Origin of the sequence: Moraxella equi (assembly GCF_002027555.1) — a bacterium.
Lineage (GTDB): Bacteria > Pseudomonadota > Gammaproteobacteria > Pseudomonadales > Moraxellaceae > Moraxella > Moraxella equi.
In genome coordinates, this window is record NZ_MXAP01000006.1 from 12143 (window position 1) to 36335 (window position 24193).

The 24193-nt window shown below is 42.4% G+C and carries 23 protein-coding genes and 2 pseudogenes; 16 read left to right on the top strand and 9 right to left on the bottom strand.

Translation table 11 applies throughout. The annotated features are described in order from the left end of the window. Window positions 1-90: 90 nt before the first annotated feature. A complete protein-coding gene (locus B5J93_RS00370; protein ID WP_079323898.1) occupies window positions 91-639 on the bottom strand; it encodes a Sua5/YciO/YrdC/YwlC family protein in 549 nt (182 codons plus the stop codon). Between the two features lie 71 nt (window positions 640-710). Further along, window positions 711-1391, bottom strand: a complete 681-nt coding sequence (locus B5J93_RS00375; RefSeq protein WP_079323899.1) for an elongation factor P hydroxylase — start codon at window positions 1389-1391, stop codon at window positions 711-713. Window positions 1392-1502: 111 nt separating this feature from the next. On the opposite strand from B5J93_RS00375, the gene B5J93_RS00380 reads away from it, so the two are divergent. The 6 genes from B5J93_RS00380 to lysM all read left to right on the top strand — a co-directional run bounded on the left by B5J93_RS00380 (window position 1503) and on the right by lysM (window position 5632). Beyond that, entirely contained in the window at window positions 1503-2054 is a 552-nt protein-coding gene (locus B5J93_RS00380; protein WP_079323900.1) for a YceD family protein, read from the top strand. Between the two features lie 174 nt (window positions 2055-2228). Beyond that, entirely contained in the window at window positions 2229-2411 is a 183-nt protein-coding gene (rpmF, locus tag B5J93_RS00385) for a 50S ribosomal protein L32 (RefSeq protein ID WP_029103914.1), read from the top strand. Window positions 2412-2678: 267 nt separating this feature from the next. Then, a complete protein-coding gene (gene fabD, locus B5J93_RS00390; RefSeq protein ID WP_079323914.1) occupies window positions 2679-3626 on the top strand; it encodes an ACP S-malonyltransferase in 948 nt (315 codons plus the stop codon). Next, on the top strand, window positions 3616-4344 hold the full coding sequence (fabG, locus tag B5J93_RS00395) for a 3-oxoacyl-ACP reductase FabG (RefSeq protein WP_029103912.1): 729 nt from the start codon (window positions 3616-3618) through the stop codon (window positions 4342-4344). The genes fabD and fabG overlap by 11 nt, the downstream gene beginning before the upstream one ends. Before the next feature lie 157 nt (window positions 4345-4501). Continuing rightward, a complete protein-coding gene (acpP, locus tag B5J93_RS00400; RefSeq protein WP_029103911.1) occupies window positions 4502-4735 on the top strand; it encodes an acyl carrier protein in 234 nt (77 codons plus the stop codon). Between the two features lie 405 nt (window positions 4736-5140). Beyond that, window positions 5141-5632 (top strand): peptidoglycan-binding protein LysM, encoded by a 492-nt coding sequence (lysM, locus tag B5J93_RS00405; protein WP_078275213.1) that lies wholly within the window; start codon window positions 5141-5143, stop codon window positions 5630-5632. A gap of 313 nt (window positions 5633-5945) precedes the next feature. On the opposite strand, the gene coaE is transcribed toward lysM, so the two are convergent. Next, window positions 5946-6593 (bottom strand): dephospho-CoA kinase, encoded by a 648-nt coding sequence (gene coaE / locus B5J93_RS00410; protein WP_079323901.1) that lies wholly within the window; start codon window positions 6591-6593, stop codon window positions 5946-5948. A 354-nt stretch (window positions 6594-6947) separates the two neighbouring features. On the opposite strand from coaE, the gene tsaD reads away from it, so the two are divergent. Together tsaD and B5J93_RS00420 are read left to right on the top strand one after the other, a co-directional pair. Then, window positions 6948-7997 (top strand): tRNA (adenosine(37)-N6)-threonylcarbamoyltransferase complex transferase subunit TsaD, encoded by a 1050-nt coding sequence (gene tsaD / locus B5J93_RS00415; RefSeq protein ID WP_079323915.1) that lies wholly within the window; start codon window positions 6948-6950, stop codon window positions 7995-7997. 51 nt (window positions 7998-8048) lie between these two features. Further along, the gene (locus tag B5J93_RS00420) at window positions 8049-11264 is read left to right on the top strand and encodes a type ISP restriction/modification enzyme (RefSeq protein WP_079323902.1); all 3216 of its coding nucleotides are present in this window, start codon (window positions 8049-8051) and stop codon (window positions 11262-11264) included. Between the two features lie 30 nt (window positions 11265-11294). Here the strand turns inward: B5J93_RS00420 and B5J93_RS00425 are convergent, their stop codons facing one another. Then, window positions 11295-11954, bottom strand: a complete 660-nt coding sequence (locus B5J93_RS00425) for a heme exporter protein CcmB (protein WP_079323903.1) — start codon at window positions 11952-11954, stop codon at window positions 11295-11297. Continuing rightward, window positions 11951-12553 carry a heme ABC exporter ATP-binding protein CcmA gene (gene ccmA / locus B5J93_RS00430; RefSeq protein ID WP_115237164.1) on the bottom strand — a complete coding sequence of 201 codons (603 nt, stop codon included), beginning with the start codon at window positions 12551-12553 and terminating at the stop codon, window positions 11951-11953. Before ccmA ends, B5J93_RS00425 begins: the two co-directional genes overlap by 4 nt. Window positions 12554-12732: 179 nt before the next feature. On the opposite strand from ccmA, the gene B5J93_RS00435 reads away from it, so the two are divergent. From B5J93_RS00435 to B5J93_RS00455, 4 genes and pseudogenes are all read left to right on the top strand, one after another. Continuing rightward, the gene (locus B5J93_RS00435) at window positions 12733-12972 is read left to right on the top strand and encodes a hypothetical protein (RefSeq protein ID WP_079323904.1); all 240 of its coding nucleotides are present in this window, start codon (window positions 12733-12735) and stop codon (window positions 12970-12972) included. Between the two features lie 44 nt (window positions 12973-13016). After that, the gene (locus B5J93_RS00440) at window positions 13017-13421 is read left to right on the top strand and encodes a hypothetical protein (RefSeq protein WP_079323905.1); all 405 of its coding nucleotides are present in this window, start codon (window positions 13017-13019) and stop codon (window positions 13419-13421) included. Window positions 13422-13705: 284 nt separating this feature from the next. Beyond that, window positions 13706-14380, top strand: coding sequence for a type III secretion system chaperone family protein (locus B5J93_RS00450; RefSeq protein ID WP_079323907.1), 675 nt, complete (start codon window positions 13706-13708; stop codon window positions 14378-14380). Window positions 14381-14385: 5 nt separating this feature from the next. After that, a pseudogene (locus B5J93_RS00455) lies at window positions 14386-15295 on the top strand (histone deacetylase family protein). Here B5J93_RS00455 and B5J93_RS00460 read toward each other — a convergent pair. Both B5J93_RS00460 and B5J93_RS00465 read right to left on the bottom strand, forming a co-directional pair. Then, window positions 15296-16849: a hypothetical protein gene (locus B5J93_RS00460; protein WP_079323908.1), complete on the bottom strand. Its 1554-nt coding sequence runs from the start codon at window positions 16847-16849 to the stop codon at window positions 15296-15298. It abuts the pseudogene before it with no gap. 75 nt (window positions 16850-16924) lie between these two features. Continuing rightward, entirely contained in the window at window positions 16925-19759 is a 2835-nt protein-coding gene (locus B5J93_RS00465; protein ID WP_079323916.1) for a valine--tRNA ligase, read from the bottom strand. Between the two features lie 94 nt (window positions 19760-19853). Between B5J93_RS00465 and B5J93_RS00470 the strand changes: the two genes are divergently transcribed. Together B5J93_RS00470 and B5J93_RS00475 are read left to right on the top strand one after the other, a co-directional pair. Then, a complete protein-coding gene (locus B5J93_RS00470; RefSeq protein ID WP_079323909.1) occupies window positions 19854-21008 on the top strand; it encodes an AAA family ATPase in 1155 nt (384 codons plus the stop codon). Beyond that, window positions 21005-21679, top strand: a complete 675-nt coding sequence (locus B5J93_RS00475; RefSeq protein ID WP_079323910.1) for a DUF3226 domain-containing protein — start codon at window positions 21005-21007, stop codon at window positions 21677-21679. The genes B5J93_RS00470 and B5J93_RS00475 overlap by 4 nt, the downstream gene beginning before the upstream one ends. A 3-nt stretch (window positions 21680-21682) precedes the next feature. Here B5J93_RS00475 and B5J93_RS00480 read toward each other — a convergent pair whose 3' ends face one another. Beyond that, window positions 21683-22174: a YbjQ family protein gene (locus B5J93_RS00480; RefSeq protein ID WP_079323911.1), complete on the bottom strand. Its 492-nt coding sequence runs from the start codon at window positions 22172-22174 to the stop codon at window positions 21683-21685. Between the two features lie 5 nt (window positions 22175-22179). Next, window positions 22180-22553: pseudogene (locus B5J93_RS00485) on the bottom strand (YbjQ family protein). 165 nt (window positions 22554-22718) lie between these two features. Between B5J93_RS00485 and B5J93_RS00490 the strand changes: the two are divergent. Together B5J93_RS00490 and B5J93_RS00495 are read left to right on the top strand one after the other, a co-directional pair. Further along, entirely contained in the window at window positions 22719-23498 is a 780-nt protein-coding gene (locus B5J93_RS00490; protein WP_079323912.1) for a DUF2189 domain-containing protein, read from the top strand. A gap of 256 nt (window positions 23499-23754) precedes the next feature. Then, window positions 23755-24015, top strand: coding sequence for a type B 50S ribosomal protein L31 (locus B5J93_RS00495; RefSeq protein ID WP_029103198.1), 261 nt, complete (start codon window positions 23755-23757; stop codon window positions 24013-24015). Window positions 24016-24193 lie beyond the last annotated feature (178 nt).

Sequence of the window (24193 nt, forward strand, 5' to 3'; positions counted from 1 at the left end):
GGCAGGGCAGATAAAAAGGTGCGATTTGCACCTTTTTGTTTTTTTAAGATTGGCATTATTGAGTTAAGGTTTGGATGTTAAAAATAAATCCTAACCCATCAAATCAACCACGCTTATCTCAATATCATCAATCACGCCTACATCCACAAAGATGTCCGCTTGTGAGTCTAATTTGTCCGTGATGTCATAATGCTCGCTGACAGGCTCGCCTTGATAGACGAGTGGAGCGATAAAAAACGACTCGCCAATTTGCTCTAACAGTGCCGTCATCACGGGCGTGGCGGACGTGGTAAAGCGAAGCGATTTTTTGCTGATGATTTTTTTATTGACCGCTTTGGTCGGCTCCAAGACAAAGGCGTGATGGGGCGTAAAGTCGCTTTTTAGGGTACGAAAAGCATCATTTGCCATGACTGCCACGTTTGACAGCTGACTGATGTTTTGGCACACCAGTAGCAGATCTGACTCATCTAGTCCCAGACGCACCAAGCGTTCAAAGGCGTCTTTGGCATTCATCCCAAAGGCGAAACGATAGCCACACTCGGTCGGTGTGATGATGACTTTGTCTGATGATAAGGCAGTTGCCGTTTCGTCTATCAGGCGGGGTTGGGGGTTGTCGGGATGGATATAGAGTGTTTTCATGGATTGTCCTTATAAATTGATAATGTGTTAGATGGGTTTTCGGGGGCAAATGATATTTATAAATTCCCCGTTTACCTTGCCATATTCATGTCTAAACACACCCAAATCAGGCGTTTGGCATCTTTGGATAAAAGGCAAGACGGTGCGTGTGGATTTTGCAAATAGGCGTGAGCTTGGGCGTACACGTCTGTGGCAAAGGTGCTGTTTGATGTGTCAAAATCGGCATTTAGGTTGTCCGCTGAGACATAAAAATACCGCCCCAACGCCAATGACAGCAGGCATTCGATGGCTTGGGGTTTGATTTCTGCCTTCTCAAACTGGCGTTGGGTCATCTCATCTCGCCCGTCAGGGCAGTACCAATAGCCAAAATCATCAAGTCTCCTGCGTGTTGCCCCTGCCACGCACCAATGACTTATCTCATGCAACGCACTTTGGAAGAACCCATGAGCGAACTCAATGCGAGCAGGCATGCCGTCTTTGCCAGCAAAGTATTCGGGTTCGCTCTTACCATGTACAAGTAGGGTTGGCATGGCACTGTGCTGATAGAGATGATTAAATAGGGCGATGAGCCAGTCAGTCTGTTCATGCTCATCATCGCTTAGGGTTTGCCACGTCCGTTTTAGCGTGCGATACGTCTCATCAAAACGGCACACGTCTGCCACGTACGCCTGTATGGCTTTGTCATCATAAAAGGCTTGCCAGAGCGGTGTTTGGGCGTGCAAACCCAGCCTGCTAAAATCAGTGGTACTCATGGGGCGTTATCTGAATCTAAAAAACAAAAATTATACCACGCCCCATAAATTTTGCGTGAATTTTGGCAGGTTTTATGAAATAATAAGCCAAATTTTTATGATGATGATAAGATGACCGCACCCACGCACCAATCAGCCACACTGCCCCAAAACATCGCCTTTGACAAATGGGCAGACATCGGCTTTACATGGCAGGGCGATGTTCCTGTGACTGCCTTGCCACGCCTAGCAGGGCAGGTTATCGCTAGTGATGATTTGCTAAGCGTTGCCTTGACGCTCGCCCGACAAGACAAAATCCTGTGGCTAACCTATGATGTCAAAGCGATGCTGTCCGTGGCGTGCCAACGCTGTCTTGACCCCATGCCTGTGGATGTCTCGGGTAATTACCGCATGGCAATCTTAGAGAGCGAAAACAAGATTGGCTACCTAGAAGCCCTAGATGAGACAGCAGATTATGTCCTGCTAGATGAGATTTGTCCCGATGACAAAAAAATACTCCCTGTGGCGGACATGCTAGAAGATGAGCTACTGCTTGCCATTCCGCTCTCGCCACGCCATGACGACTGCGACATGCACACGGACAGTGTGGGCGACGTGGCGGACGAACCTGTCGAAAACCCCTTTGCTGTGTTGGGGCAGTTAAAGGGTAAACTGTCGGGCTAAGCAATATTTTGTAAATTTTGCAAAAATGGGCTTTTAAAATGTCAAATTTTTGGTATAATAGGGCGTTTAATGTATCTGCACCCATTTGATTAGGCGAAAAATGATGCTACCGCCACAGATACCCACTTTCATTAAATTTGGCAGTCATTTGCCGTACTTTATTTAGGAGCTATCATGGCAGTTCAACAAAACCGCAAAAGCCGTTCACGCCGTGATATGCGTCGTTCTCACGACCGTATCAGCGTTGCTACTCTAAGCATTGATTCTACCACTGGCGAAAAACACATTCGCCATCATGCGACCAAAGACGGTTTTTACCGTGGTCGTCAGCTATTTAAAGTAGCCGCCGAAAGCTAATTTGTTTGGTTTCTACCTTGTAAAAACCAAGCCTAAGCCAAGTTCCATGACCGCATGAGCTTGGCTTTTTTATTCTAAATATTGATGGCTGTCAGTGGGATTTGCCTGCTTTTATGGTACAGTTTGCCTTGAAAATAGCCGTCAGGCGTTAAATTGTAAAAAATTTGTTTGCAAATTTATTCGATAATTTGTAAACAAATGTTTATTATTTATGGTAAAATGATGCGTTCATCAGCGTGATGAATGTTTGACAAAAAATGGTGTAACATGACAACAAAACGTGTGGCAGCGATTTTCCCTGGTCAAGGGTCGCAGACCATTGGCATGATGGATGAGCTTGCCGAGCATTTTAGTGTGGTAAAGACTACGTTTGACGAAGCAAGTGGTGCGTTGGGCGTGGATTTGTGGGAGATAACCCATGATGAGAGCCGTCTTAATAAGACCGAATTTACTCAGCCTGCTCTGCTCACAGCGAGCGTGGCGATTTGGCAGATTGTCAAAGACAAACTCTCGGCACAGGGGATAACACCGCTGTGCTTGGCAGGGCATTCGCTCGGTGAGTACTCGGCACTGGTGGCAAGTGGCGTGCTTAGCCTGACAGATGCGGTCAAGCTCGTGCATGAACGTGGTAAGCTCATGACAGGGGCGGTGGCAGGGATAGACACGCAGATGGCGGCGGTGCTGGGGTTAGATGATGAGCAGGTTGCCAGTCTGTGTGAAGATGCTACCGAAAACGCAGGCATTGTGGGTCCTGCCAACTTTAATAGCCCCGGACAAGTGGTGATTGCAGGCACACAAGTGGGTGTGAGCCATGTGCTGTCAGCGGTAGAGTCACTGGGCAAAAAGGCGGTGCCACTCAAAGTCTCTGTGCCGTCGCACTGTGAGCTCATGAACCCTGCCAGCGACGCATTGGCAAAACTTTTGGATGCGACCGAATTTGCCACCGCCCAAATCCCTATCATCCAAAACCGTCATGCCCAAGTGCATAAGCATGTCAGCGACATCAAGACCGCTCTCACCGAACAGCTCTCCATGCCAGTGCTGTGGTCACAAACCATGCAAAAACTTGCCGACAAGCAAATCGATGTTGTGATTGAGTGTGGACCGGGCAATGTCCTATCTAATCTTGCCAAACGTCAAGAGACACCGATTGTCGCTTTGCCAACGGACAAATTAGCACGTTTAGAAAAATTGGAGCAATTACATGAGTCGTAAGATTATCCTAGTCACAGGGGCGAGCCGTGGTATCGGGCGTGCCATTGCCGAGCAGTTTGCCAGTGAAGGGCATTTCGTCATTGGTACCGCCACCAGCGAGCGTGGGGCAGAAGCGATAGAAGAGTATCTGTCCGAGTCGGGGGGTATCGGGCGTGTGCTTGATGTCTGTGATGATGCAGCGATTGATAAGCTTTTTGAAGAGATTGATAGCGTGTACGGCTCGGTCAATGTACTGGTCAATAACGCAGGCATTACCAAAGACGGTCTGCTCATGCGTATGAAAGATGAAGACTGGGCGAGCGTGCTTGATACCAACTTAACCGCCATCTATCGCATGAGTCGCCGTGCGGTGCGTGGCATGATGAAAGCCCGCTCTGGGCGTATCATCAACGTCACATCCGTGGTCGGGCAGATGGGTAACGCAGGTCAGACCAACTATGCCGCATCCAAGGCAGGCGTGGAAGGCTTTACCCGTGCGTTGGCTCGTGAGATTGGCTCTCGTGGGGTTACGGTAAACTGTGTTGCCCCTGGCTTTGTAGAGACAGACATGACAGAAGAGCTAGACGAGCGTTTGGTAAACTCTATGCTAGATGCTGTACCGCTTGGGCGTATGGCTCAGCCTGAGGAGATTGCCGCAGCGGTGTCGTTTTTGGCAAGTGATGGGGCAAGCTACATCACAGGCGAAGTGCTGGCGGTCAATGGTGGCATGTACATGTGATTTGTCACGTGTACGTCACAATTTTATGTAAATTTGTGAACGAGCGTACTAATAGCACTTGCATAAATGACAAAAATGTTTTATCATACACAAGTTTTCAGTCATCAAATCATTGGTGCTGATTTTCTTAAATTCCCATGTTAAAAAGGATACTCTTATGAGCGATATCGAAGCCAAAGTAAAAGCAGCCGTTGCCGAGCAACTTAGCCTAAATGCTGACGAGATTAACAATGCAGCGTCTTTCATGGACGACCTAGGTGCAGACTCTCTTGACCTGGTGGAGCTTGTGATGGCGTTTGAAAATGAGTTTGGTATTACCATTCCTGACGAAGATTCAGCTGAGCTAACCACTGTTCAAAAAGCCATTGACTACGTGTCTGCCAAAGTGTAAATTAGGTAGAAGTCAAACACACGCCACTTTTTAGTTTTAAAAAGTGGTTTTTTTATTAGGGCGTGCCTGCCTTTTGTATTTGCAATGAAAAATGAGAAAAATCGCCCGTTTTTCAAGGAAAAAGTGAAGTTTGATGGTCGTTCTATCAAACGAGCTTTTGCCTTCGAGCCACAAGATTTAGCCATTTTTCATGCAAAAACACTATTTTATTTCTATGAAATTTCTAAATGTTAAAATGTGTTATAAAGGGCAGGCACGCCCTACATAAGTATAACAATTTTACGTATAAATACAGTGCAAATTTTTATCATTTTATACTAAGATAGTAAGGAGTTTAAGGATGGTTGCTAGACAAATCATCTAAACGTCAACACACTTTCTATTAAATCCAAATAAGGAGCCATCATGGGTATTTTTAGTTTTGCCAAAGACATCGGCGATAAAGTATTTAACCGTAACAAAAAAGAAGAGTCAGCCCCAGCCCCTGCGGCGACACCATCAGCCCCTGCTGAGCCAAATGCCCAAGAGATTGCCAACTTGCTATTATCTCGTGTGCAAGCCAATGCCAAGATTGACGGCTTAAAAGTCAGCTACAATGGCGACACTGACACGGTGGTGCTGTCAGGTACCGCCGCTTCACAAGCCGACCGTGAAAAAGCGGTACTTGCCGCAGGCAACGTTCAGCACGTCGCCCAAGTGGACGACCAATTAACCGTGGCGACCCCTGAGCCTGAATCTCGTTTTTATACCGTCAAATCAGGCGATACCCTATCTAAAATCGCCAAAGAAATGTACGGCAATGCCAATGAGTACAATAAAATCTTTGAGGCGAATCAGCCACTGTTATCTGACCCTAACAAAATCTATGTGGGACAAGTGTTGCGTATCCCTGCGTAATAACTGACCCATAAAAAAGACAAACTTCAATGTTTGTCTTTTTTATTTTTGGTGTGCTGATAATTTTAAAAGTTAATAATGGAATGAAACCATAAAAACAAAACCACAAACTTGGGGGAGTTTGTGGTTTTATAGGGGTTTTGCTACTTGCGTTATCCATAAGGGCTTCCATGATATCAGCAGTCATCCATGTTGGCTTATCCATTTGCCATCTCCTTGCTGATGGGTGTATTATGCCAAAATCTAGCCCCTAAGAAAATACGCCAATGTCATCAATGCGTGTAAGCATTTGCTTACAAGGTACTTTTTTAAATCATTTATCTTTTGCCAAATCGTTTGCCATAGCCAGATATTTTTGATGTAACGCATTGATTTGGCGGTATAAATTATCCAAATCGCCTGAATTATCTATCACATCATCGGCATAGGATAGGCGTATATCTCGGCGGATTTGTTTGTCAATGATTGCCAAAATGTCCTTATCGCCCTGTCTGTCTCGCTTGACAGCTCGCTGAACTTGCAACTCTGTCGGCACATCCACGACCAAAATCCTATCACAAAGGGCGGTCAAGCCTTTATCATCGCCCTTGATACTCTCTAACAAAAGCGGGGCGGACAATATGGCGTAGGGACTAGTGGCGTGGTCAAGCTCGTGCTTGATTTGGGTGCGTATGGCAGGGTGGGTAATGGCGTTTAGCGTGGCAAGTTTGGCAGTATCGGCAAAGACAAGCTTGCGCAGGTAAGTGCGGTCAAGCACGCCGTCTATCAGAATATCCGCCCCAAAAGTGTGAGCAATCTCGTCTAACACAGGCGAACCCTTGGCGGTGATGGCGTGGCTGATGACATCAGCGTCTATCACGTCTATGCCGAGCGTGGCGAAATGGTCGCTCACGGCAGTTTTTCCGCTTCCGATACCGCCTGTTAAGCCGATGATAAGGGGGGATTTGGGGGTGTTTGGCATGGTTTGTCTTTTTAAATGATAAAAGGATATTTATAATCAAAGAACTTTCAAATTACCACAAATTTATGATGTGTGGGTGTAGGGGCGTGCTGAGTACGCTTATAAAAATTGGTTTGTTATCAAAGGACATGCGGAGCCAGTTCCTACAAAGCCGTGGTAAATATCAAATTTGCTGGGTGTAGTTTATAATAAAGGTTTGGCAATTGGTAGGGGCGGATTATATTTTTTTAAATAATCTTAATGTTATCAGTGATTTATAAAATAAAATTTACCATATTAAAAATCAAAAATCTTTATCTAAATGTCAATCATCTAAAAAATGCTATAATACCCCAAATTTTTGGAAAAGAAATCATGAAAGTATTAGGTTTAGAAACGTCCTGTGATGAGACAGGGCTTGCTATTTATGATAGTGAATTAAACGGCGGTCAAGGTGGGGTGCTTGCCCAAGTGTTATATAGCCAGATTGAGCTACACGCCACTTATGGTGGGGTTGTGCCTGAGCTTGCCAGTAGAGACCACATTCGTAAACTGGTGCCACTGTTTAACGAGCTATTGGATAAAGCAAATATCGCCAAATCCGACATTGATGCGGTCGCCTACACCAAAGGGCCGGGGCTGATTGGGGCGCTCATGACAGGAGCTTTATTTGGGCGGACGCTTGCCTATGGGCTTGGCGTGCCTGCCATTGGCGTTCATCACATGGAAGGACACCTGCTGGCTCCGATGATAGAAAATGATAAGGGGGTCAATTTCCCGTTTGTCTGTCTGCTCGTCTCGGGCGGTCATACCATGTTGGTGCGTGCGGACGGCGTGGGGCGGTATGAGATATTGGGTGAGAGCATTGATGATGCGGTGGGCGAGTGTTTTGATAAAACCGCCAAAATGCTAGGGCTTCCTTACCCTGGGGGGCCGAACGTGGAGCGACTTGCCAAAGGGGGCAACCCCCATGCCTATGACTTGCCACGTCCGATGATGGGTAAGGGGCTAGATTTTAGTTTTAGTGGCATGAAAACAGCCGTGCATAATCTTATCAAGGACACCAAAGGGAGCGATACCAACCCTGTGGTGCGGGCTGACATTTCGGCAAGTTTTCAGTATGCGGTGGTGGATACACTCGTCAAAAAATGTACCAAAGCCCTAAAAAAAACAGGGCTAACACAGCTTGTCATCGCAGGGGGTGTGTCCGCCAATGCGAGCCTACGCACGCATTTGGAGACCGCCCTTGCCAAAATGGGGGCGAGCGTGCATTATGCTCCCTTGCACCTATGCACCGATAATGGGGCGATGATAGCCTATGCAGGGTATTGCCGTCTTAGCATGGGACAAACAGACGATTTGTCGGTGGCGTGCGTGCCACGGTGGAGCATGGAGACGTTAATTGCCCCACTGACCGACCATTAGTCGTCCATTATTTGATGAGATATAAATCACAAGCTTAACATTCTTCAGGGAATTTCTATGTTTTTAGCTTATATTCACGCTCTTAATGCCAAATTTGTCACAGGGTTATCTACCGAACATACTTTTCGTGGCGACTTGCAAAACCTATTGGCAGGCATATTGCCGGCTGATTATGTGGTCATGAACGAACCAAAACGCCAAGCCTGTGGAGCACCCGATTATATTATTGAGAAAAACGGCATTGCGGTAGGATTTATTGAAGCCAAAGATATTGGCGATAAAGATTTATTGGGTGAAAAGAAAACAGGCAATAAAGCCCAATTTGACCGTTATAAATCGTCATTGCCCAATTTAATTTTTACCGATTATTTAACTTTTCATTTTTATCATAATGGTGAATTAAAACAATCCATTGAGATTGGTAAAGTTGAAAACAACAAAATCATTGCCCTAGAAAATAATTTCAGTTTGTTTGAAAATCTGATTAAAGATTTTGTTAAAACGACCGCCCAAACCATTAAAAGTCCCAAAAAACTTGCTGAAATGATGGCGAGCAAAGCCCGTCTTTTGGCAAATGTGATTGAGGAAGCCTTAAATAGTGATGACGAAAATCACGATAACAGCAGTTTGCACGACCAAATGCAAGGCTTTAAACAAATTCTCATTCACGACATTAGCAATAAAGGCTTTGCCGATGTTTATGCCCAAACCATTACTTATGGGTTATTTGCGTCTCGTTTGCATGATAATAGTTTAAATACTTTTTCTCGTCAAGAAGCGATGGAACTTATCCCAAAATCCAATCCATTTTTGCGTAATTTGTTTAGTTATATTTCTGGGGTGAATATTGATGACCGTATTAAATGGATTGTGGATGGTTTGGCAGAAGTGTTTTTGCATTGCAATGTCAAAGAGATTTTAAAAGATTATGGCAAAAGTACCAAAACCAACGAACCAATCATTCATTTTTATGAAACTTTTTTAAGTGAATATGATTCAGGACTGCGTAAAGCTCGGGGCGTATGGTACACCCCTGCTCCTGTGGTGGATTTTATTGTGCGAGCGGTTGATGATGTTTTAAAAAATGAATTTGGTTTAATGGACGGTTTGGCGGACGACAGTAAAACCACCATTGAAGTTAAAAGCCAAACCAAAGACGCTCGTTACAAAGATGGTATTTATCGTGAGAAAAAGGATATTCACAAAGTCCAAATCTTAGACCCAGCAACAGGCACAGGTACATTTTTGTCGGCGGTGGTTCGGCATATTCACAATACGCAATTTGCCGGACAGCAGGGCGTATGGCCGTCTTATGTGGAAAATGATTTGATTCCCCGTTTAAATGGTTTTGAAATTTTAATGGCAAGTTATGCGATGGCACATTTGCAATTGGATTTGTTATTAACCGAAACGGGCTATGCACCACATAAAAAGAACCAACGATTTAAAATCTATCTTACCAATAGCCTAGAAGAGTCCCATGCTGATACAGGTACGCTATTTACCAGTTGGCTATCCAATGAAGCGACCGAAGCCAACTTTATCAAACGAGATACACCTGTGATGGTGGTGATGGGCAATCCGCCTTATAGTGGCGAAAGTGCCAATAAAGGCGAATGGATTATGAATTTAATGAACGATTATAAAAAAGAACCAAATAGCAAAGAGAAACTCAAAGAAAAAAACCCAAAATGGATAAATGATGATTATGTCAAATTTATCCGTTATGGGCAATATTTTATTGAAAAAAATAACAGTGGCGTATTGGCATTTATTAATCCACACGGATTTTTGGATAATCCAACTTTTAGGGGAATGCGTTATAGTCTGCTACAAGCCTTTGATAAAATCTATACCATTGATTTGCACGGCAATGCCAAAAAGAAAGAAACTGCACCAGATGGTGGTATAGATGAAAATGTGTTTGATATTATGCAGGGCGTTTCTATCAATATTTTTATCAAAACGGGCGAAAAGAGAAAAGGCGAACTTGCCCAAGTGTATCATTATGATTTATATGGAAAACGAGAAGTCAAATATGATTTTTTAACTCAAAACCATTTGTCGGATATTGATTTTAATTTATTGGAAAATCACGCTCCTAATTATTTTATGGTTAAAAAAGATTTTGGCTTACAAAAAGATTATGAAAAAGGTTTTGCAGTTAATGAATTATTTTTATTAAATAGTGTGGGGATTATTACAGCAAGGGATGATTTTACTATTCATCACACAAAAGAAGAAGCTCAAAATACAATAGATGAGTTTTTGAAATTAGATGATGAAGAAGCTCGTACCAAATTTAAATTGGGTAAAGATGTTAGGGATTGGCAAGTCAATTTTGCTCGTAAGGACTTAATGAATAATTACCCAAATATCGGTAAGTTTGCACAAATCAATTATCGTCCATTTGATTTGCGTTGGACTTTTTATACAGGAAATTCAAAAGGATTTTATAGTTATCCAAGAAATGAAGTTATGCAACATTTTTTAATTGGTAATAATATTGGATTGGTTTTTAAACTGGGTAATGCAGAAGAAAATTCTGTATCTGCGATGGTAACAAAAAATATTATTGATTTTAGAAGTTGGTCAAGAGCAGGAATGCAAGGTGGAGATTATGTTGCTCCTCTTTACCTATATTCCCCAACCCTTAACGAAAATAACGAAAGTCAATTAGAAAAATCCGCCAATTTTAATACCGATATTTTAAAGAAATTGGAAAAGTCTTTAAAATTGCAATTTGTGTTGGAAAATGGCGATGATAATGAGTTTACCGCCTTACAAGTATTGGATTATATTTATGCGGTATTGCATTCACCAAAGTATCGTGAAACTTATAAAGAGTTTTTGAAAATTGATTTTCCACGCATTCCTTATCCCAAAAATAGCGATGAGTTTTTTAAATTGGCGACATTGGGCAGTGAACTTAGAACCTTGCATTTAATGACCGCCAAAGTATTGGATACGCCAATTACCGAATATCCTGTGGTGGGCGATAATGTGGTGGGTAAAATTAAATTTTCTCCCGATAATGAAACAACGGGCAAAGTTTATATTAATGACAGCCAATATTTTGATAAAGTGCCAAAATTGGCGTGGGAGTTTTTTATTGGTGGTTATCAGCCTGCACAAAAATGGCTTAAAGACAGGAAGGATAGGGCATTAACTCGCCACGAAATTCGCCATTATGGGCGGATAATTGTGGCGTTATCTAAGACTGCCCAAATCATGCAAGTGATTGATAAGGCTTTGACTTTGTCATGAGTGGCGTAGAGCGTGGGCAGTTGGCGTGAATCAATCCGCCCACGCCATTTTTAATATCCCTGCAATCACAAAAGGCGTTATCATCACCGCTAAAATACTGCCCGCCCCGAGCATGGCAAGAATGGGCAAGCCATTTAGCCCTGTGGCGTGCAAATCGACCGCCCCTGTGGCAAAAATCAGCACAGGCAGTTGCATGGGTAGGGCGATGAGTGGCACAAGTGCCGCCCCGTTTTTTAGGGTCAATGTGAGCGAGCTTGCGATGGCGGACAGCATGAGAAGCATGGGTGAGCCGACCACGATAGAGACGGCAAGCATGAGTGTGTCGCCCATGGGCAAGCCAAACAGGGGTATCGCTAGAAATGACAACACCGCCACAAAGCCTGCACTAAACAGCCAATGCACCGCCAACCGCACGGCTACCCATGTGGCAAGTGGGGCGTTTGAGACGACAAGCTCGGCAAGCGTGCCATTGTCAAAATCGGGGCGAAACAGCTCTTCTATGCCCATGACGAGCGACAACAGCACTGCTATCCACACCGCCGAACTTGCTAAGCGTAACAGCGTGGCAGGCTCTGCCCCGATAGCCAAGGGAAACAGCGTGATGATAAGTAAAAACAGCACCAAGGGGTAGAGCCATTGCACCACCCCTTGACGTTTGATTTGCCATTCTCGTTGTAGTAGGGCTTTCATAGGGCAAACTCCGCTAAGTCTAGCACACGGTTTGCCCCTTGCATGGCTTGGTGGCTTGTGGCAAGCACCGCTCCGCCCATGTTTGCAAACTCGCCCATGCGTTTTTCTAATTTGGCGACCATTGCCACATCTAAGGCAGTCAAAGGCTCATCAAGTAGCCATAAGGGGGCATGGGTGGGGGTCATGATAAACAGCCGTGCCAGTCCGATTCGTCTTTTTTGTCCTGCTGATAGCTGAACGCTGGACGTATCGCCCAAGCCATACAGTCCAACCATGTCTAGGGCGGTATCAATGGTGTCATTATCCGCTTGTACATCATACAGCGAAAACAAAAACCGTAAATTTTGGACGACCGTCAAGGCAGGACTAATACCCAGCTGATGGGAGACGTACACCAGTGGGGATTTGGTGATTGTACCGTGCGTGGTGGGGAGTAGTCCTGCGATTTGGTTAAGTAGGGTGGTCTTGCCCAGTCCGTTTTCGCCGACCAGATGACACACATCGCCTGCGTGTAGGGTAAGATTGACATCATCGCACAAGATAAAATCGCCCCGTCCAATGGCGACTTGGTGTAGTTGTAGGATTGTTGAATGGGTCATGGGGCTGTTCTTGATTATAAAGTGTTATCATAGCAAATTTTGGGGGAAATTTGAATGATGACGGCAAAAATGATGATTGTAAAAATGATGATTGTTTTGTGGGATTAAAAATGATAACCTGTGTTATCAGTTAAAAATGTTTAAAATATGCATTACTGCATAGTATTTATGAGTTTTTCATGTTATTTACCCCCATCATTGACAATACCCATGCCGTACATCATCAATATGTACGCACGTCTATCGTGGCATATTATTATGATAAACATATGACGGACGATTACTCGCCCATTGCCTTAGACCGACAGCGTATGGATGAAGCCATTCATGCTGATAGGGTTGCTTTGCCAAAAGGGCTGGAAAAATCACAAATTCATGCGTTTTTATTAAACCGTGCCAAACAAATTAACCATGCCTAAACAATCCTGATGTAATACGCCCTGATGACAAACAGGGCTTTTTTATGACCGATATTTTACTTGGCGATGAATTTGTAAAAGAATATCCTAATTTTCCGCCCAATTTACAAAATGCGATTGTGGATTTTATTTATTTGGTTGAGCAACATGGATTTAACCATGCCGTTTTTTGTCATTATAAAGGTAAAATTAGCCCGTCTTGGAAAAGTCTATCGCCAACCGACCCCAATTATACCTATACCTACACCAATCATTTGTGGCATTATCACATTGGCATACCGTCCTACCGCCTAAGCCTAACGGAGCGTTATCACACGTCTGATATGGCGCTACACTTTATTTGGCATGAAAAGCAGGACAGTATCATCATCGTGGATTGTGCCGACCATTACCGTTATGATAAGTCATTTTGGTTGCCTGCACCACAGTATTTAACAGTAAGTAAATGATGATTTAAAATATGCCTTGTTAAAATTTGTCAAATTGAAAAATCCCCAAAAACCCCAAATAATGCTTTTTAATTCCCTTATTTTTTGTTATGCTAATTCTTGAAATACGCCCAAGAAATTTTAAAATTATTACAGACGCAATGATGTGTGGATGTAGGGGCGTGCTGAGCATGCCTTGTACGGTAATGTCATCAAAGGCTGTGCTCAGCACACCCCTACAAATCCGCGGTAAATATCAAGCTCGTTAGGCATACAACTTCTTAAAATACAACCAAGGCAATCTTATGTTTAAAAAAATCAAAAGTCTATTTAAAAAACCCAATTCCGACACGACAGCGGATAAAGTAGTGGACAAGGCAAAAGACACCCCAAAAACCGCCAAATCCAAACAAATCCTAACCGCTCCCACCGCCAAGCCCACATCGCACCCCATAACCCGTGACATCATGGCATGGCTTGACAAACAAGACTGGAAATACGACCACCGCTCACCTGATGACGGCGGACACACACACCATCTTATCATGGGCTTTACCGACCGTGAGAACGACTGGACGTGCGTGTTTCGTATCAACGAGGACAATCAGCTTGTCTCGGCATTTGGCATATTAGACGACAGCGTGCCTGTGAGTCATTATACCGCCATGCTCATGGAGATTGCCAAGATGAACATGAACGTAAGTTTTGGTGGGATTGAGTTTGACCCCACAGACGGCGAAGTGCGTGCCAAGATTGCCTTTGATGTGGAATTTAACCCATTAACCGACAAATCGCTCGGCTGTTATCTACAAGCTCTGGCAGGACTTACCGAAGTGGCTCGGGGTATCATGACGCTCGTGCTGGCGGACGATGAGCCAAGCCAGTTTGTAGGGGATTATGTGGACGTGGGCGATGAGATAAAGGCGGTTGTGGACGATGAAAAGCGGACGTTTTTTCTGCCCACCCACACCGCCCAATAATCTTTATGTCCTTTAAAATCGCCCATTGCCCAGAATTTTGCCTGCCCTTGCCAGATGGACACCGTTTCCCCATGGCAAAATATGAACTTTTGCCCAAAAAACTGATTGCGGACGGCATTGCCACGCCCGAGCAGTTTTTTTACCCCAAAAATGGCAAGCGTGAACGAGATTTTGACCACGCACACCGCCGACTATTGGCACGCCCTTGATAATCTGACTTTATCGCCCAAAGACTGCCGAAAAATTGGCTTGCCGATGAGCAAAGAGCTGATAGACCGTGAACGGCTGGTGGTTGGGGCAACGATTGAATGTGCCAAATTTGCCTTAAATGACGGCATTAGCCTGTCCACTTCGGGTGGGACGCACCACGCCTTTGCGGACAGTGGTGAAGGCTTTTGTATTTTAAATGACATTTGTGTGGCGAGCAATGTGCTGTTAAAAGAAGGGCTTGCCAAACGCATTTTAATCCTTGACCTAGATGTTCATCAAGGCAATGGCAATGCGTCCCTTATGGCGAACAATGCCAATGTTTTTGTGATGAGTATGCACGGCGAGAAAAATTATCCCTATCACAAACCCAGATCCAATTTGGACATTAACCTGCCTGACGGGACGGGCGATGATGACTATTTATCGCTGTTAAAATACCATTTGCCCAAAGTGCTAGATGATTTTAACCCTGATTTTGTCTTTTATCAAGCAGGGGTGGATGTGCTGGCTGACGATAGGCTTGGGCGGATAAATCTGACAATGAATGGGCTGTACGAGAGAGAGCGGTATGTGATTGAAACACTGTTTAATAGGCGACTACCAACGGTGGTAACGATGGGCGGTGGCTATGCCCCTGATATTGACGTTATTGTACAGGGGCATAGTGTGGTGTTTGGGGTGGTTAAGGCATTGTTCTTAAAATAGCTATCTAATTGTATGTCGTTTGACAGCTACTACAATTTGCCAAATTAAAATAGAAAACCAAATATAAAATAACAGGCTAATAAATTCAATGCCTTGCCTATCTTTTAGAAAATTTGAAAAAGGCAAAAAATTTCTTGATGAATTATTTAAGTTATTAACAAAATTATAAAATATGCAGTCCTCACCCACAAAATAAAATTGTTGTCCATAAATTAAACCATTATACACCATAATGGATATAATAAGAATAAAAAATGGTCTTAAATATGATTGACCAAAAGAGGAAATAAAACCATTTAAGTATACAATAAATTTCTTTGAAAAGTTACCTTTTGTACCCTTAAGTTCGTATTTGTAAGACTTCATCTCTTGAATAAAGTAATTATTTGCCTCAATATGATTGCCATTTTTATCAAAAGAATTTTTGATAATTCTAAAAGTTTCACGATTGGTGTTGTCTGATAATATGTTTATTCCCAAAAAATTAGGGCTTTCTTTTAAATTTGTATTAGATAAATCCAGTCCAAAATTAAATGTGGCTCCCCTAAAATTGGCAAAACTCATAAAAGTAACATAGGTAAAAGTTGCTTTGCCAAACTCCTTTGTGCCAAAAATTGTATTTTCAAACCCCGCAAAATCCCTAAAAATACTTTTACGCATTTCAAATCTATCAAAATGGCTTTCAAAAAAATCAGAAACCTTCTCTACATTTGAATTTTTAAATTCAAACTTTTTACATTGACTATTTTTAATTTCTAGTTTGTCTTGAAATATACTATCTAAAATATATAATTCATTAATTTCAAAATTATTTAAAATAAATTTTTTCTCAAATTTGCAATTTCTAATATTTAAATATTTTATTTTTCTAAATTTATCAACATCATTTTTTTCAGAAGTTGGAGTGCCAATATGATGATAAAATCTAAAAATATCAAAAGTAATGGTAGAATTTTCTATAATTATGTTTTTATCAAAAACACAGTTGCAAAATAAAGAATTAATATTAATTTCTGAAAAATTGATACCATTAAATAAAATCCTATCTTTAAATAGGCATTCGCTAAAGATATCAATTTCATTATCGTAATTTTTAAAAAAATTATTATGGAAATGTTTTTCAATGTTACAATTGAAAGTACAGCAATAGAATTTTACATTAGAACCATTAATAAATATTTCTTTTTGGTTAAAATGGCAACCTGAAAATTCTATTTTTCTACAAAGAGGTAGATAATTTAATGAACTTAAATGGAAAAATTTTGGAAAATATATGTCTGATATGGTTATATAATTTTCTTTCAAAAAATCAATCACATCGTTGTTCCTAAAAAAATCGCTGACACTTATGTAATCATCTAAATTAGTACCAATAGACCTTGGCAAATAGTCACAAATCTTATCTTTTAGATATTTTAAAAATAATTTTTCAAAATACCACTCATCTTCCTGCGTTGCGATATCTTGATGACAATGTAAAATGCAATATTTTTGATTTTTAAAGATTTCATTGCCGCAATAAGGATAATTACAGTGTGTGTCTCTTGGTAGCATTTGTTTTCTCCAAAATTTCAAATAACCAAGCACAATCATTCCCTTGATTATGCTTAGTTTTTAATCAATTACAAATCACATATTGTTGATTTGCTCCACACTCTCCTTCACCTTTCCAATCTGCCCTTCCAACTCCGCCAATTTTGCTTTTTCACCTTCCACAACCGCAGGCGGTGCTTTGGCAACAAAACTTTCATTAGCCAGTTTATTTGCAATTTGGTCATATTGTTTGGTTAGTTTGTCCAATTCTTTTTGCAGGCGGTTTAATTCTGCCGTTGGGTCAATCAAGCCTTTCATCGGTACATACACCGTTGCTTGCCCAATCACACTTGATGATGATAATGGGGCTTTTTCATCATTACCTAAAAATTCCAAACGCTCAACCTTAGCAAGGGCTTTAAACTGACTTTCAATGCGTGCAAGGCTTGCTCTCTCTTCGTCCGTTACGCCTTGTAGTAGCACAGGCAGACGTACGGCATTGCCCAGTTTCATCTCGCCACGAATGTTTCGCACCGCACCGATAAGGCTTTGTAGCCATGCCATATCATTTTCGGCTTGCTCGTCAATGCGTTCATCGTCCGCCACAGGGAATGGAGCAAGCATGATACTCTCGCCTGTCTGCCCAAGCATGGGAGCAAGCGTTTGCCAAATCTCTTCGGTGATAAACGGCATAATGGGGTGCGTGAGACGCAAGGCAACTTCCAGCACCGACAACAGCACACGGCGAATCTCAGCTTTACGCTCATCAGATACGCTCTCATCGTTTAGGACAGGCTTGACAAGCTCCACATACCAGTCGCAATATTCATTCCAAATAAAGTCATAAATAGATTGGCTTGCCAGGTCAAAACGATAGGTCTCAAACGCCAAGTTTACCGCTTGCTCGCATTTTTGTAGTCGGCTTATTATCCATTTTTCGGATAATTCCCAAAGCTCGGGGCGGGGCGTGTCGCTGATTGGCTTGCCTTCTACGTTCATCAAGACAAAGCGAGTGGCGTTCCAAATTTTGTTGCAGAAGTTGCGATAGCCTTCCACACGTTTTAGGTCAAAATTGATGTCTCGCCCTGTACTCGCTAGGCTTGCAAAGGTAAAACGCACCGCATCAGTACCATAGGCAAGAATGCCTTCTGGGAACTCTTTACGAGTGGCTTTTTCAATTTTAACGGCATCTTTGGGGTTCATCAGCCCTGTCGTGCGTTTGGCGACCAGACTTTCAAGGTCAATACTATCAATCAAATCCAAGGGGTCAAGCACGTTGCCCTTGGATTTACTCATCTTTTGCCCTTCGCTATCACGCACCAAGCCGTGTACATAGACGGTATGAAACGGTACTTGTGGCTTGCCGTCCTTATCCTTGACAAAATGAAGTGTCATCATAATCATGCGGGCAACCCAAAAGAAAATGATGTCAAAGCCTGTAACTAGGACGCTTGTGGGGTGAAAGTTTTGTAAAATGGCATTGTCAAAGTCGGCGTCCGTCCCTGTCCAGTCAAGCGTGCTAAACGTCCACAAAGCGGAGCTAAACCAAGTATCTAGCACGTCTTCATCTTGACGAAGGGGGGTGTCGCCCAAGTTATATTTGGCACGCACTTCATCTTCATCACGCCCCACATAGACACCGCCATTGTTATCATACCACGCAGGAATGCGGTGTCCCCACCACAGCTGACGGCTGATACACCAGTCTTGAATATCACGCATCCACGCCATGTACATATTGGTATATTGTTCTGGGACAAATTTAATATCGCCATTTTGCACCGCATCTATCGCAGGTTTAGCAAGCTCATCAATTTTGACATACCATTGGTCGGTAAGTAATGGTTCAATAACTGTACCAGAGCGGTCGCCATAGGGGCGTTTTAATTCATGGGGTTCTACTTTTTCTAAAAAGCCGTGTGTTTGTAAATCGTCAATAATTTTGGTGCGAGCTTCAAAACGGTCAAGCCCTTGATAATTAGACGGAGCATTTTCATTCATTGTGCCGTCCAAATTCATTAAATTGATAATCTCAATATCGTGGCGTTCGCCGACTTCGTAGTCATTAAAATCGTGGGCAGGGGTAATTTTTACGCACCCTGTACCAAATTCAGGGTCAGGATAAGGGTCAGCCAGCACAGGAATGACACGGTCGGTCAATGGCACATGCACCATTTTACCCAAAAGGTGCGTGTAGCGTGTGTCATCAGGATGTACCGCCAAACAGCCGTCTGCCAAAATGGTCTCTGGGCGAGTAGTGGCAATGTGCATATACTTGCCGTCAAGGCTTGCTCCATTGGCGTCCGTTTGCCCAGCGGCAAAAGGATAGCGAACGTGATACATAAAGCCTTTTTCATCACGATTTTCCACTTCCAAATCACTAATGGCGGTTTTTAATTTACAGTCCCAATTGACAAGGCGTTTTTTACGATAAATCAACCCTTCATCATACAGGCGGACAAAGACTTCTTTGACCACTTTGGACAAATCATCGTCCATGGTAAAGCGTTCACGAGACCAGTCCACGGACGAGCCTAGACGGCGGATTTGACGAGTGATGTTGCCACCTGACTGCCCTTTCCATTCCCACACTTTTTCAATAAACTTCTCACGCCCCAAGTCATGACGGCTAATGCCGTCTAAGCCTAGCTGACGCTCTACCACCATTTGCGTGGCGATACCAGCGTGGTCGGTACCTGGTTGCCATAGCGTGTTGTAGCCTTTCATGCGATGAAAGCGAGTCAGAGCGTCCATAATGGTGTTGTTAAAGCCATGTCCCATATGGAGCGAGCCTGTTACGTTTGGCGGAGGAATTGCGATAGAGAAGGATTTTGGCTTATCAAGGGTGGGGCGAAAATAGCCCTTGTCTTCCCAAGTGGTGTACCATTTTTGTTCAATGTCGGACGGGGTGTAGGTGGTGGGTAGGGTCATGAGAGTGCCTTTTTGATGTAAAAATTTGTTTATTATAGCAAAAAACCACACACAATAGTATAATAAATAGATTGAAATCATCAAGGGGTGAGCCATGCTATCATCATTGCAAATACAGAATTTTCGTGCCTTAAAAGACGTTAAAATTAAAAAATTGGGACGAGTCAATTTAATTGTTGGTGAAAACAATTCAGGAAAAAGTTCGGTATTGGAGGCGTTAAGGATTTATGCTAGTCGTGCAGATGAGCATATCTTGGATGAGATTGCAACGGAACATAATGAACCAAGATTGTATAACGATAACAACATCATGAGCTACACCTTGCCATATGCTAGCTTTTTTTATGGTAGAAATTACCCAATAGAGTACGGGGAAAAAATTATTATTGGAGAGGTTGGAAATAACTTTTTGAGTCTTGAGCATATTGTGGAATTGGTGAAAACAGAAGAAACCACCTTCAATGATGGTGAATATCAAATTAAGCGAACTCGTCAAATTTTACCAAAGGTATTGCTAAACAAAACTAGACAAAGAAATGGTGTTGAAGAGTTGATTAAAGTTGAATACAACAATCAAACAATAAATAGAATTGTTTTAAATGTTGATGCTATTGACTTTTATCGTGATGAATTAGAAAACATGATATATGGGTATAAGGAATTTAGATATATACCAACTTCATTCTTGGAGCTAGATGACTTGGCAAGAATTTGGGATGGAATAGCTTTAACAAATTATGAAATATTTATTATTGAGGCATTAAAAATTATTGAGCCAGATATTGAAGGTTTAAGATTTATTTCAATTAATAAACATTCTTTGCTTGATAAAGTTGATAGATTTCCAATTGTTAAATTAAGAAACTTTGATGAACCTATACCATTAAACAGTATGGGCGACGGCATGAAACGTATTTTACAGCTTATTTTAAATCTACACCAAGCCAAAGACGGTTTATTATTGATTGATGAATTTGATAATGGCTTGCATTATAAAGTCCAAGAAAAAGTGTGGGGCTTGTTATTTGAGCTTGCCGAGCGTTTTAATGTGCAAGTATTTGCCACAACCCATAGCAATGACTGTATCCGAGCATTTTCCAAAATTTCCCAAGAAAGAACGGACATTGAAGGCATTTTAATTCAAATGACCAAAGAGCAATATAAAGACGGCACAAGTCAGATTACCGCCAATACCGTTGATGAAAGTCAGTTGCAACGTTTGCTAAACCTAGGGGTTGATGTCCGATGAGTAGATTTTTGTTGGTAGAAGGAAAAACAGACGTTGCTTTCTTTGAGTTATTTTGTCAATATCATCAAATAACCGTTGATAGTATCCAAAATATTGACATTCTTAGCCCTACGGCTATTGATTTATCTTTTCATGACAATAAAGGCGGTGTGATTGATGAAGCCCTAGATGATTTATTATTACAAATTCAAAATAAGCGTGTGGAGAAATTGGGCATTATTATAGACGCTGATTTTGAAAAAGACGGTCAAGGATTTTTAAAAACTCATGCAAGAATTACCAAAAAATTATCCGATTATGATTATTTATTAAAACCCAATGCCAATATCGCCATTCATCAATCAGAGACTATTCAAAGACCTGATATTGGCGTTTGGATTATGCCCAATAATAAAGACAGTGGGGCGATTGAACATTGGATAAAAGAAAACATTCATCAAGATGAACAAGAATTTTATGATTATATTGAGAATATTATCAAGAATATCCCAAAACAAAAATTTAAATCATCACAACAATTAAAAGTTACAATTGGTACTTGGCTTTTATGGCAAAAACATCCGCATTTAGGAACGCAAAGCCTATTTGCCCAAAAGATTGATAATCTTATCAACCGAGACAATCAATCCTATCAAGAGTTATTGGCATGGTTTGGGCAGGTGTTTGACTAAATATCAAACACTCCTTGGCAATCTTGGCGGTACATTCGGATTGCCCACACTCATCACCGCCGTGCCATAGGCAAGCACTTCCACACCACCACCGTCTATCGCTGATGTCTCAATGCGTACGCCATAGATTTGATTATAGCCGTATTCATGCGCCTGCTGTTTCATACGCACAATCGCTTCACGCCTGCCACGCTCCAAAAGACTCTCATACACGGTCAAATTTTTGCCAAACAAGCTCAAAAAATCAGCAAACATAAGCTTAAATCTATCTTGGGCGATAGACACACTGCCCATCACAAGCGTACTGTCCGTCTGCACCATTGGCACAAAAAAGCGTTCGTTTGAGATGATAATATGCCCAAGCAAATGCTCGTCATCATCAAGGCTTGCCAAGTGCTTACGCTCATTCATCGTACCAAAATACCACCCCACAAAAAACAAAATAATGGCGATGACGATTTGCAGATTATCAAAAATCAGCTTGATAATATTCATATCAATTACTCAAACGAAGTCGGATTAAACGCAGGGGGCTGTTGTGTGTTTTCAAACGGGGCATTTCGCACCGCTTTTACCGCCGTGCCATAAACAAAAATCTCAGACGCACCCACCGCTACATTGGACGTAGAAAAGCGCACGCCCACCACAGCATCCGCTCCCATTGCATGGGCTTTGTCTATCATACGCTCCAACGCTTCTTGGCGGGCTTCTTCTAACAGCTCGGTATAGGCGACAAGCTCCCCGCCCACGATGTTTTTTAGCCCCGCCAAAAATCCTTACCAACGTGCTTGGTGCGGACAGTACTGCCATAGACCACGTCTAGGCGTTCGGTGATGGTGTGGTTGGGTAGATGTTCTAGGTTGGATAGTTGCATGGATTTTCCTTGTTGGGTTTAAATAAATCTAATTTATAAAATCAAAGTATAGCAAATTTTTGCTTAAATAACATTATCTTAACAAATCCTTGCAATTTGCAATACAAATGTTTAAAATAAAAAACGTTTTTATTATTAGTGTATCATTGCAAATTAGGGCGATTTATGAATTTAGAGAAACCACCCCACGATTATAACCCTTACCAAACCCCAGAGTCGGTACTGTATGAAGCGAGCGACATGCAGGGCGAACTGCTTGATGAGCCAAACAGATTGCCTGCGGGCAGTGGTTTGGACTGGCTTAAAGAGGCTTGGGCGATTTTTATGGCTCGCCCACTGCTTTGGGTGGGTTTTACCATTTTTTATTTTTTGGCACTGATTGTCTTATCCCTCATTCCGATTGTTGGCTTGATTGTGGGTTTTGTGGGGACTTTTGTGCTGGCAGGCGTGGCGTATGTGGCGTATCAAATTGACATGGATGAGCCAACCAGCTTTGGTGATTTTTTCATGGGGTTTCGCCATAATGCCTTACAGCAGGTTTTGCTCATTGTGGTAAATTTTGTGGCACTGATTGTGTTTGCTGTCATCTTTACCTTAATTGCCACGATGCTTGGTGTTGGTATGGGTAGCGTGCTGGGCGAAGGGGCAAACTTGGTGCTTGTTTTGATTATGTTAGTGGGGCTACTCTTTTATATTCCGCTCGTCATGTGCATGTATCTTGCTCCGATTTTGATTTTGTTTCATGACATGTCTGCTGTTTCAGCGATGAGTTTGAGTTTTAAAGCGTGCCTTAAAAACATCTTGCCGTTTTTGGTGCTGGGTATTTTGCTCATCATTGCTGGCTTGGTGGCGATAATTCCTTTTGGTCTTGGTCTGTTGGTGCTGATGCCTGTGATGATGATTACCAGTTATACTGCTTATAAGCAAATGCTGACTACTTATTAAGATGAATAAAGGCGTGCCTATGGTATGCCTTTATTATTTCTAAATGTCGTCTTGGCTTTAAAAATGACTTGAAATTTGAGGGTTTTTCTTATAAAATAGCAATTTTATTTCCCAACCCATTTCCCACCTATGTTGGCTAATAAATGACGGTGTGGTGTATCATGTCAAAGTTGGTTGATGATGATATGGCTACAATCGGCAAGCGTTGCTTGAAAATGCCTTTTTATTAGTGCTTAGGTTCATTGGATTTTTTATCATGCGTAAAGACATTCACCCAGAATACCGAGAAGTATTGTTCCACGACACCAATGCGGACGTTTATTTCCTAACTCGCTCTACTGTGGCAACCAAAACCACTCGTGAATATGAAGGTGCCCAGTACCCATACTTCCCACTTGATATTTCAAGTGCTTCTCACCCGTTCTACACAGGCGAGCAACGTCAAGCCTCTAACGAAGGTCGTGTGGCAAGCTTCAACAAGCGTTTTGGTGCATTCGCCAATCGTGGCAAAAAATAAGTTTTACTTATCAGTATTGCTTATCAAAGACCGCTCCATTTGGGGCGGTTTGTTTATGTGTCAATCAAGGCTCCTTTGCATATCCACCCACACTTGTACGCTGTCAGGATTATAGAGCCTGCTTGCCATGCGTTGTAAGTTGGCAAGCGTGATGTGCGTATCTATACCAACCGAACTT

Excerpts from the sequence above, each read along its gene's own strand:
- B5J93_RS00470 (WP_079323909.1), top strand. The coding sequence starts at position 19,854 with ATGCTATCATCATTGCAAATACAGAATTTTCGTGCCTTAAAAGACGTT.
- B5J93_RS00495 (WP_029103198.1), top strand. The coding sequence starts at position 23,755 with ATGCGTAAAGACATTCACCCAGAATACCGAGAAGTATTGTTCCACGAC.
- B5J93_RS00380 (WP_079323900.1), top strand. The coding sequence starts at position 1,503 with ATGACCGCACCCACGCACCAATCAGCCACACTGCCCCAAAACATCGCC.
- B5J93_RS00460 (WP_079323908.1), bottom strand. The coding sequence starts at position 16,849 with ATGCTACCAAGAGACACACACTGTAATTATCCTTATTGCGGCAATGAA.
- B5J93_RS00435 (WP_079323904.1), top strand. The coding sequence starts at position 12,733 with ATGTTATTTACCCCCATCATTGACAATACCCATGCCGTACATCATCAA.
- B5J93_RS00440 (WP_079323905.1), top strand. The coding sequence starts at position 13,017 with ATGACCGATATTTTACTTGGCGATGAATTTGTAAAAGAATATCCTAAT.
- fabG (WP_029103912.1), top strand. The coding sequence starts at position 3,616 with ATGAGTCGTAAGATTATCCTAGTCACAGGGGCGAGCCGTGGTATCGGG.
- ccmA (WP_115237164.1), bottom strand. The coding sequence starts at position 12,553 with ATGACCCATTCAACAATCCTACAACTACACCAAGTCGCCATTGGACGG.
- fabD (WP_079323914.1), top strand. The coding sequence starts at position 2,679 with ATGACAACAAAACGTGTGGCAGCGATTTTCCCTGGTCAAGGGTCGCAG.
- B5J93_RS00370 (WP_079323898.1), bottom strand. The coding sequence starts at position 639 with ATGAAAACACTCTATATCCATCCCGACAACCCCCAACCCCGCCTGATA.
- B5J93_RS00450 (WP_079323907.1), top strand. The coding sequence starts at position 13,706 with ATGTTTAAAAAAATCAAAAGTCTATTTAAAAAACCCAATTCCGACACG.
- B5J93_RS00475 (WP_079323910.1), top strand. The coding sequence starts at position 21,005 with ATGAGTAGATTTTTGTTGGTAGAAGGAAAAACAGACGTTGCTTTCTTT.
- B5J93_RS00480 (WP_079323911.1), bottom strand. The coding sequence starts at position 22,174 with ATGAATATTATCAAGCTGATTTTTGATAATCTGCAAATCGTCATCGCC.
- lysM (WP_078275213.1), top strand. The coding sequence starts at position 5,141 with ATGGGTATTTTTAGTTTTGCCAAAGACATCGGCGATAAAGTATTTAAC.
- coaE (WP_079323901.1), bottom strand. The coding sequence starts at position 6,593 with ATGCCAAACACCCCCAAATCCCCCCTTATCATCGGCTTAACAGGCGGT.
- acpP (WP_029103911.1), top strand. The coding sequence starts at position 4,502 with ATGAGCGATATCGAAGCCAAAGTAAAAGCAGCCGTTGCCGAGCAACTT.
- B5J93_RS00490 (WP_079323912.1), top strand. The coding sequence starts at position 22,719 with ATGAATTTAGAGAAACCACCCCACGATTATAACCCTTACCAAACCCCA.
- B5J93_RS00375 (WP_079323899.1), bottom strand. The coding sequence starts at position 1,391 with ATGAGTACCACTGATTTTAGCAGGCTGGGTTTGCACGCCCAAACACCG.
- B5J93_RS00425 (WP_079323903.1), bottom strand. The coding sequence starts at position 11,954 with ATGAAAGCCCTACTACAACGAGAATGGCAAATCAAACGTCAAGGGGTG.
- rpmF (WP_029103914.1), top strand. The coding sequence starts at position 2,229 with ATGGCAGTTCAACAAAACCGCAAAAGCCGTTCACGCCGTGATATGCGT.
- B5J93_RS00465 (WP_079323916.1), bottom strand. The coding sequence starts at position 19,759 with ATGACCCTACCCACCACCTACACCCCGTCCGACATTGAACAAAAATGG.
- tsaD (WP_079323915.1), top strand. The coding sequence starts at position 6,948 with ATGAAAGTATTAGGTTTAGAAACGTCCTGTGATGAGACAGGGCTTGCT.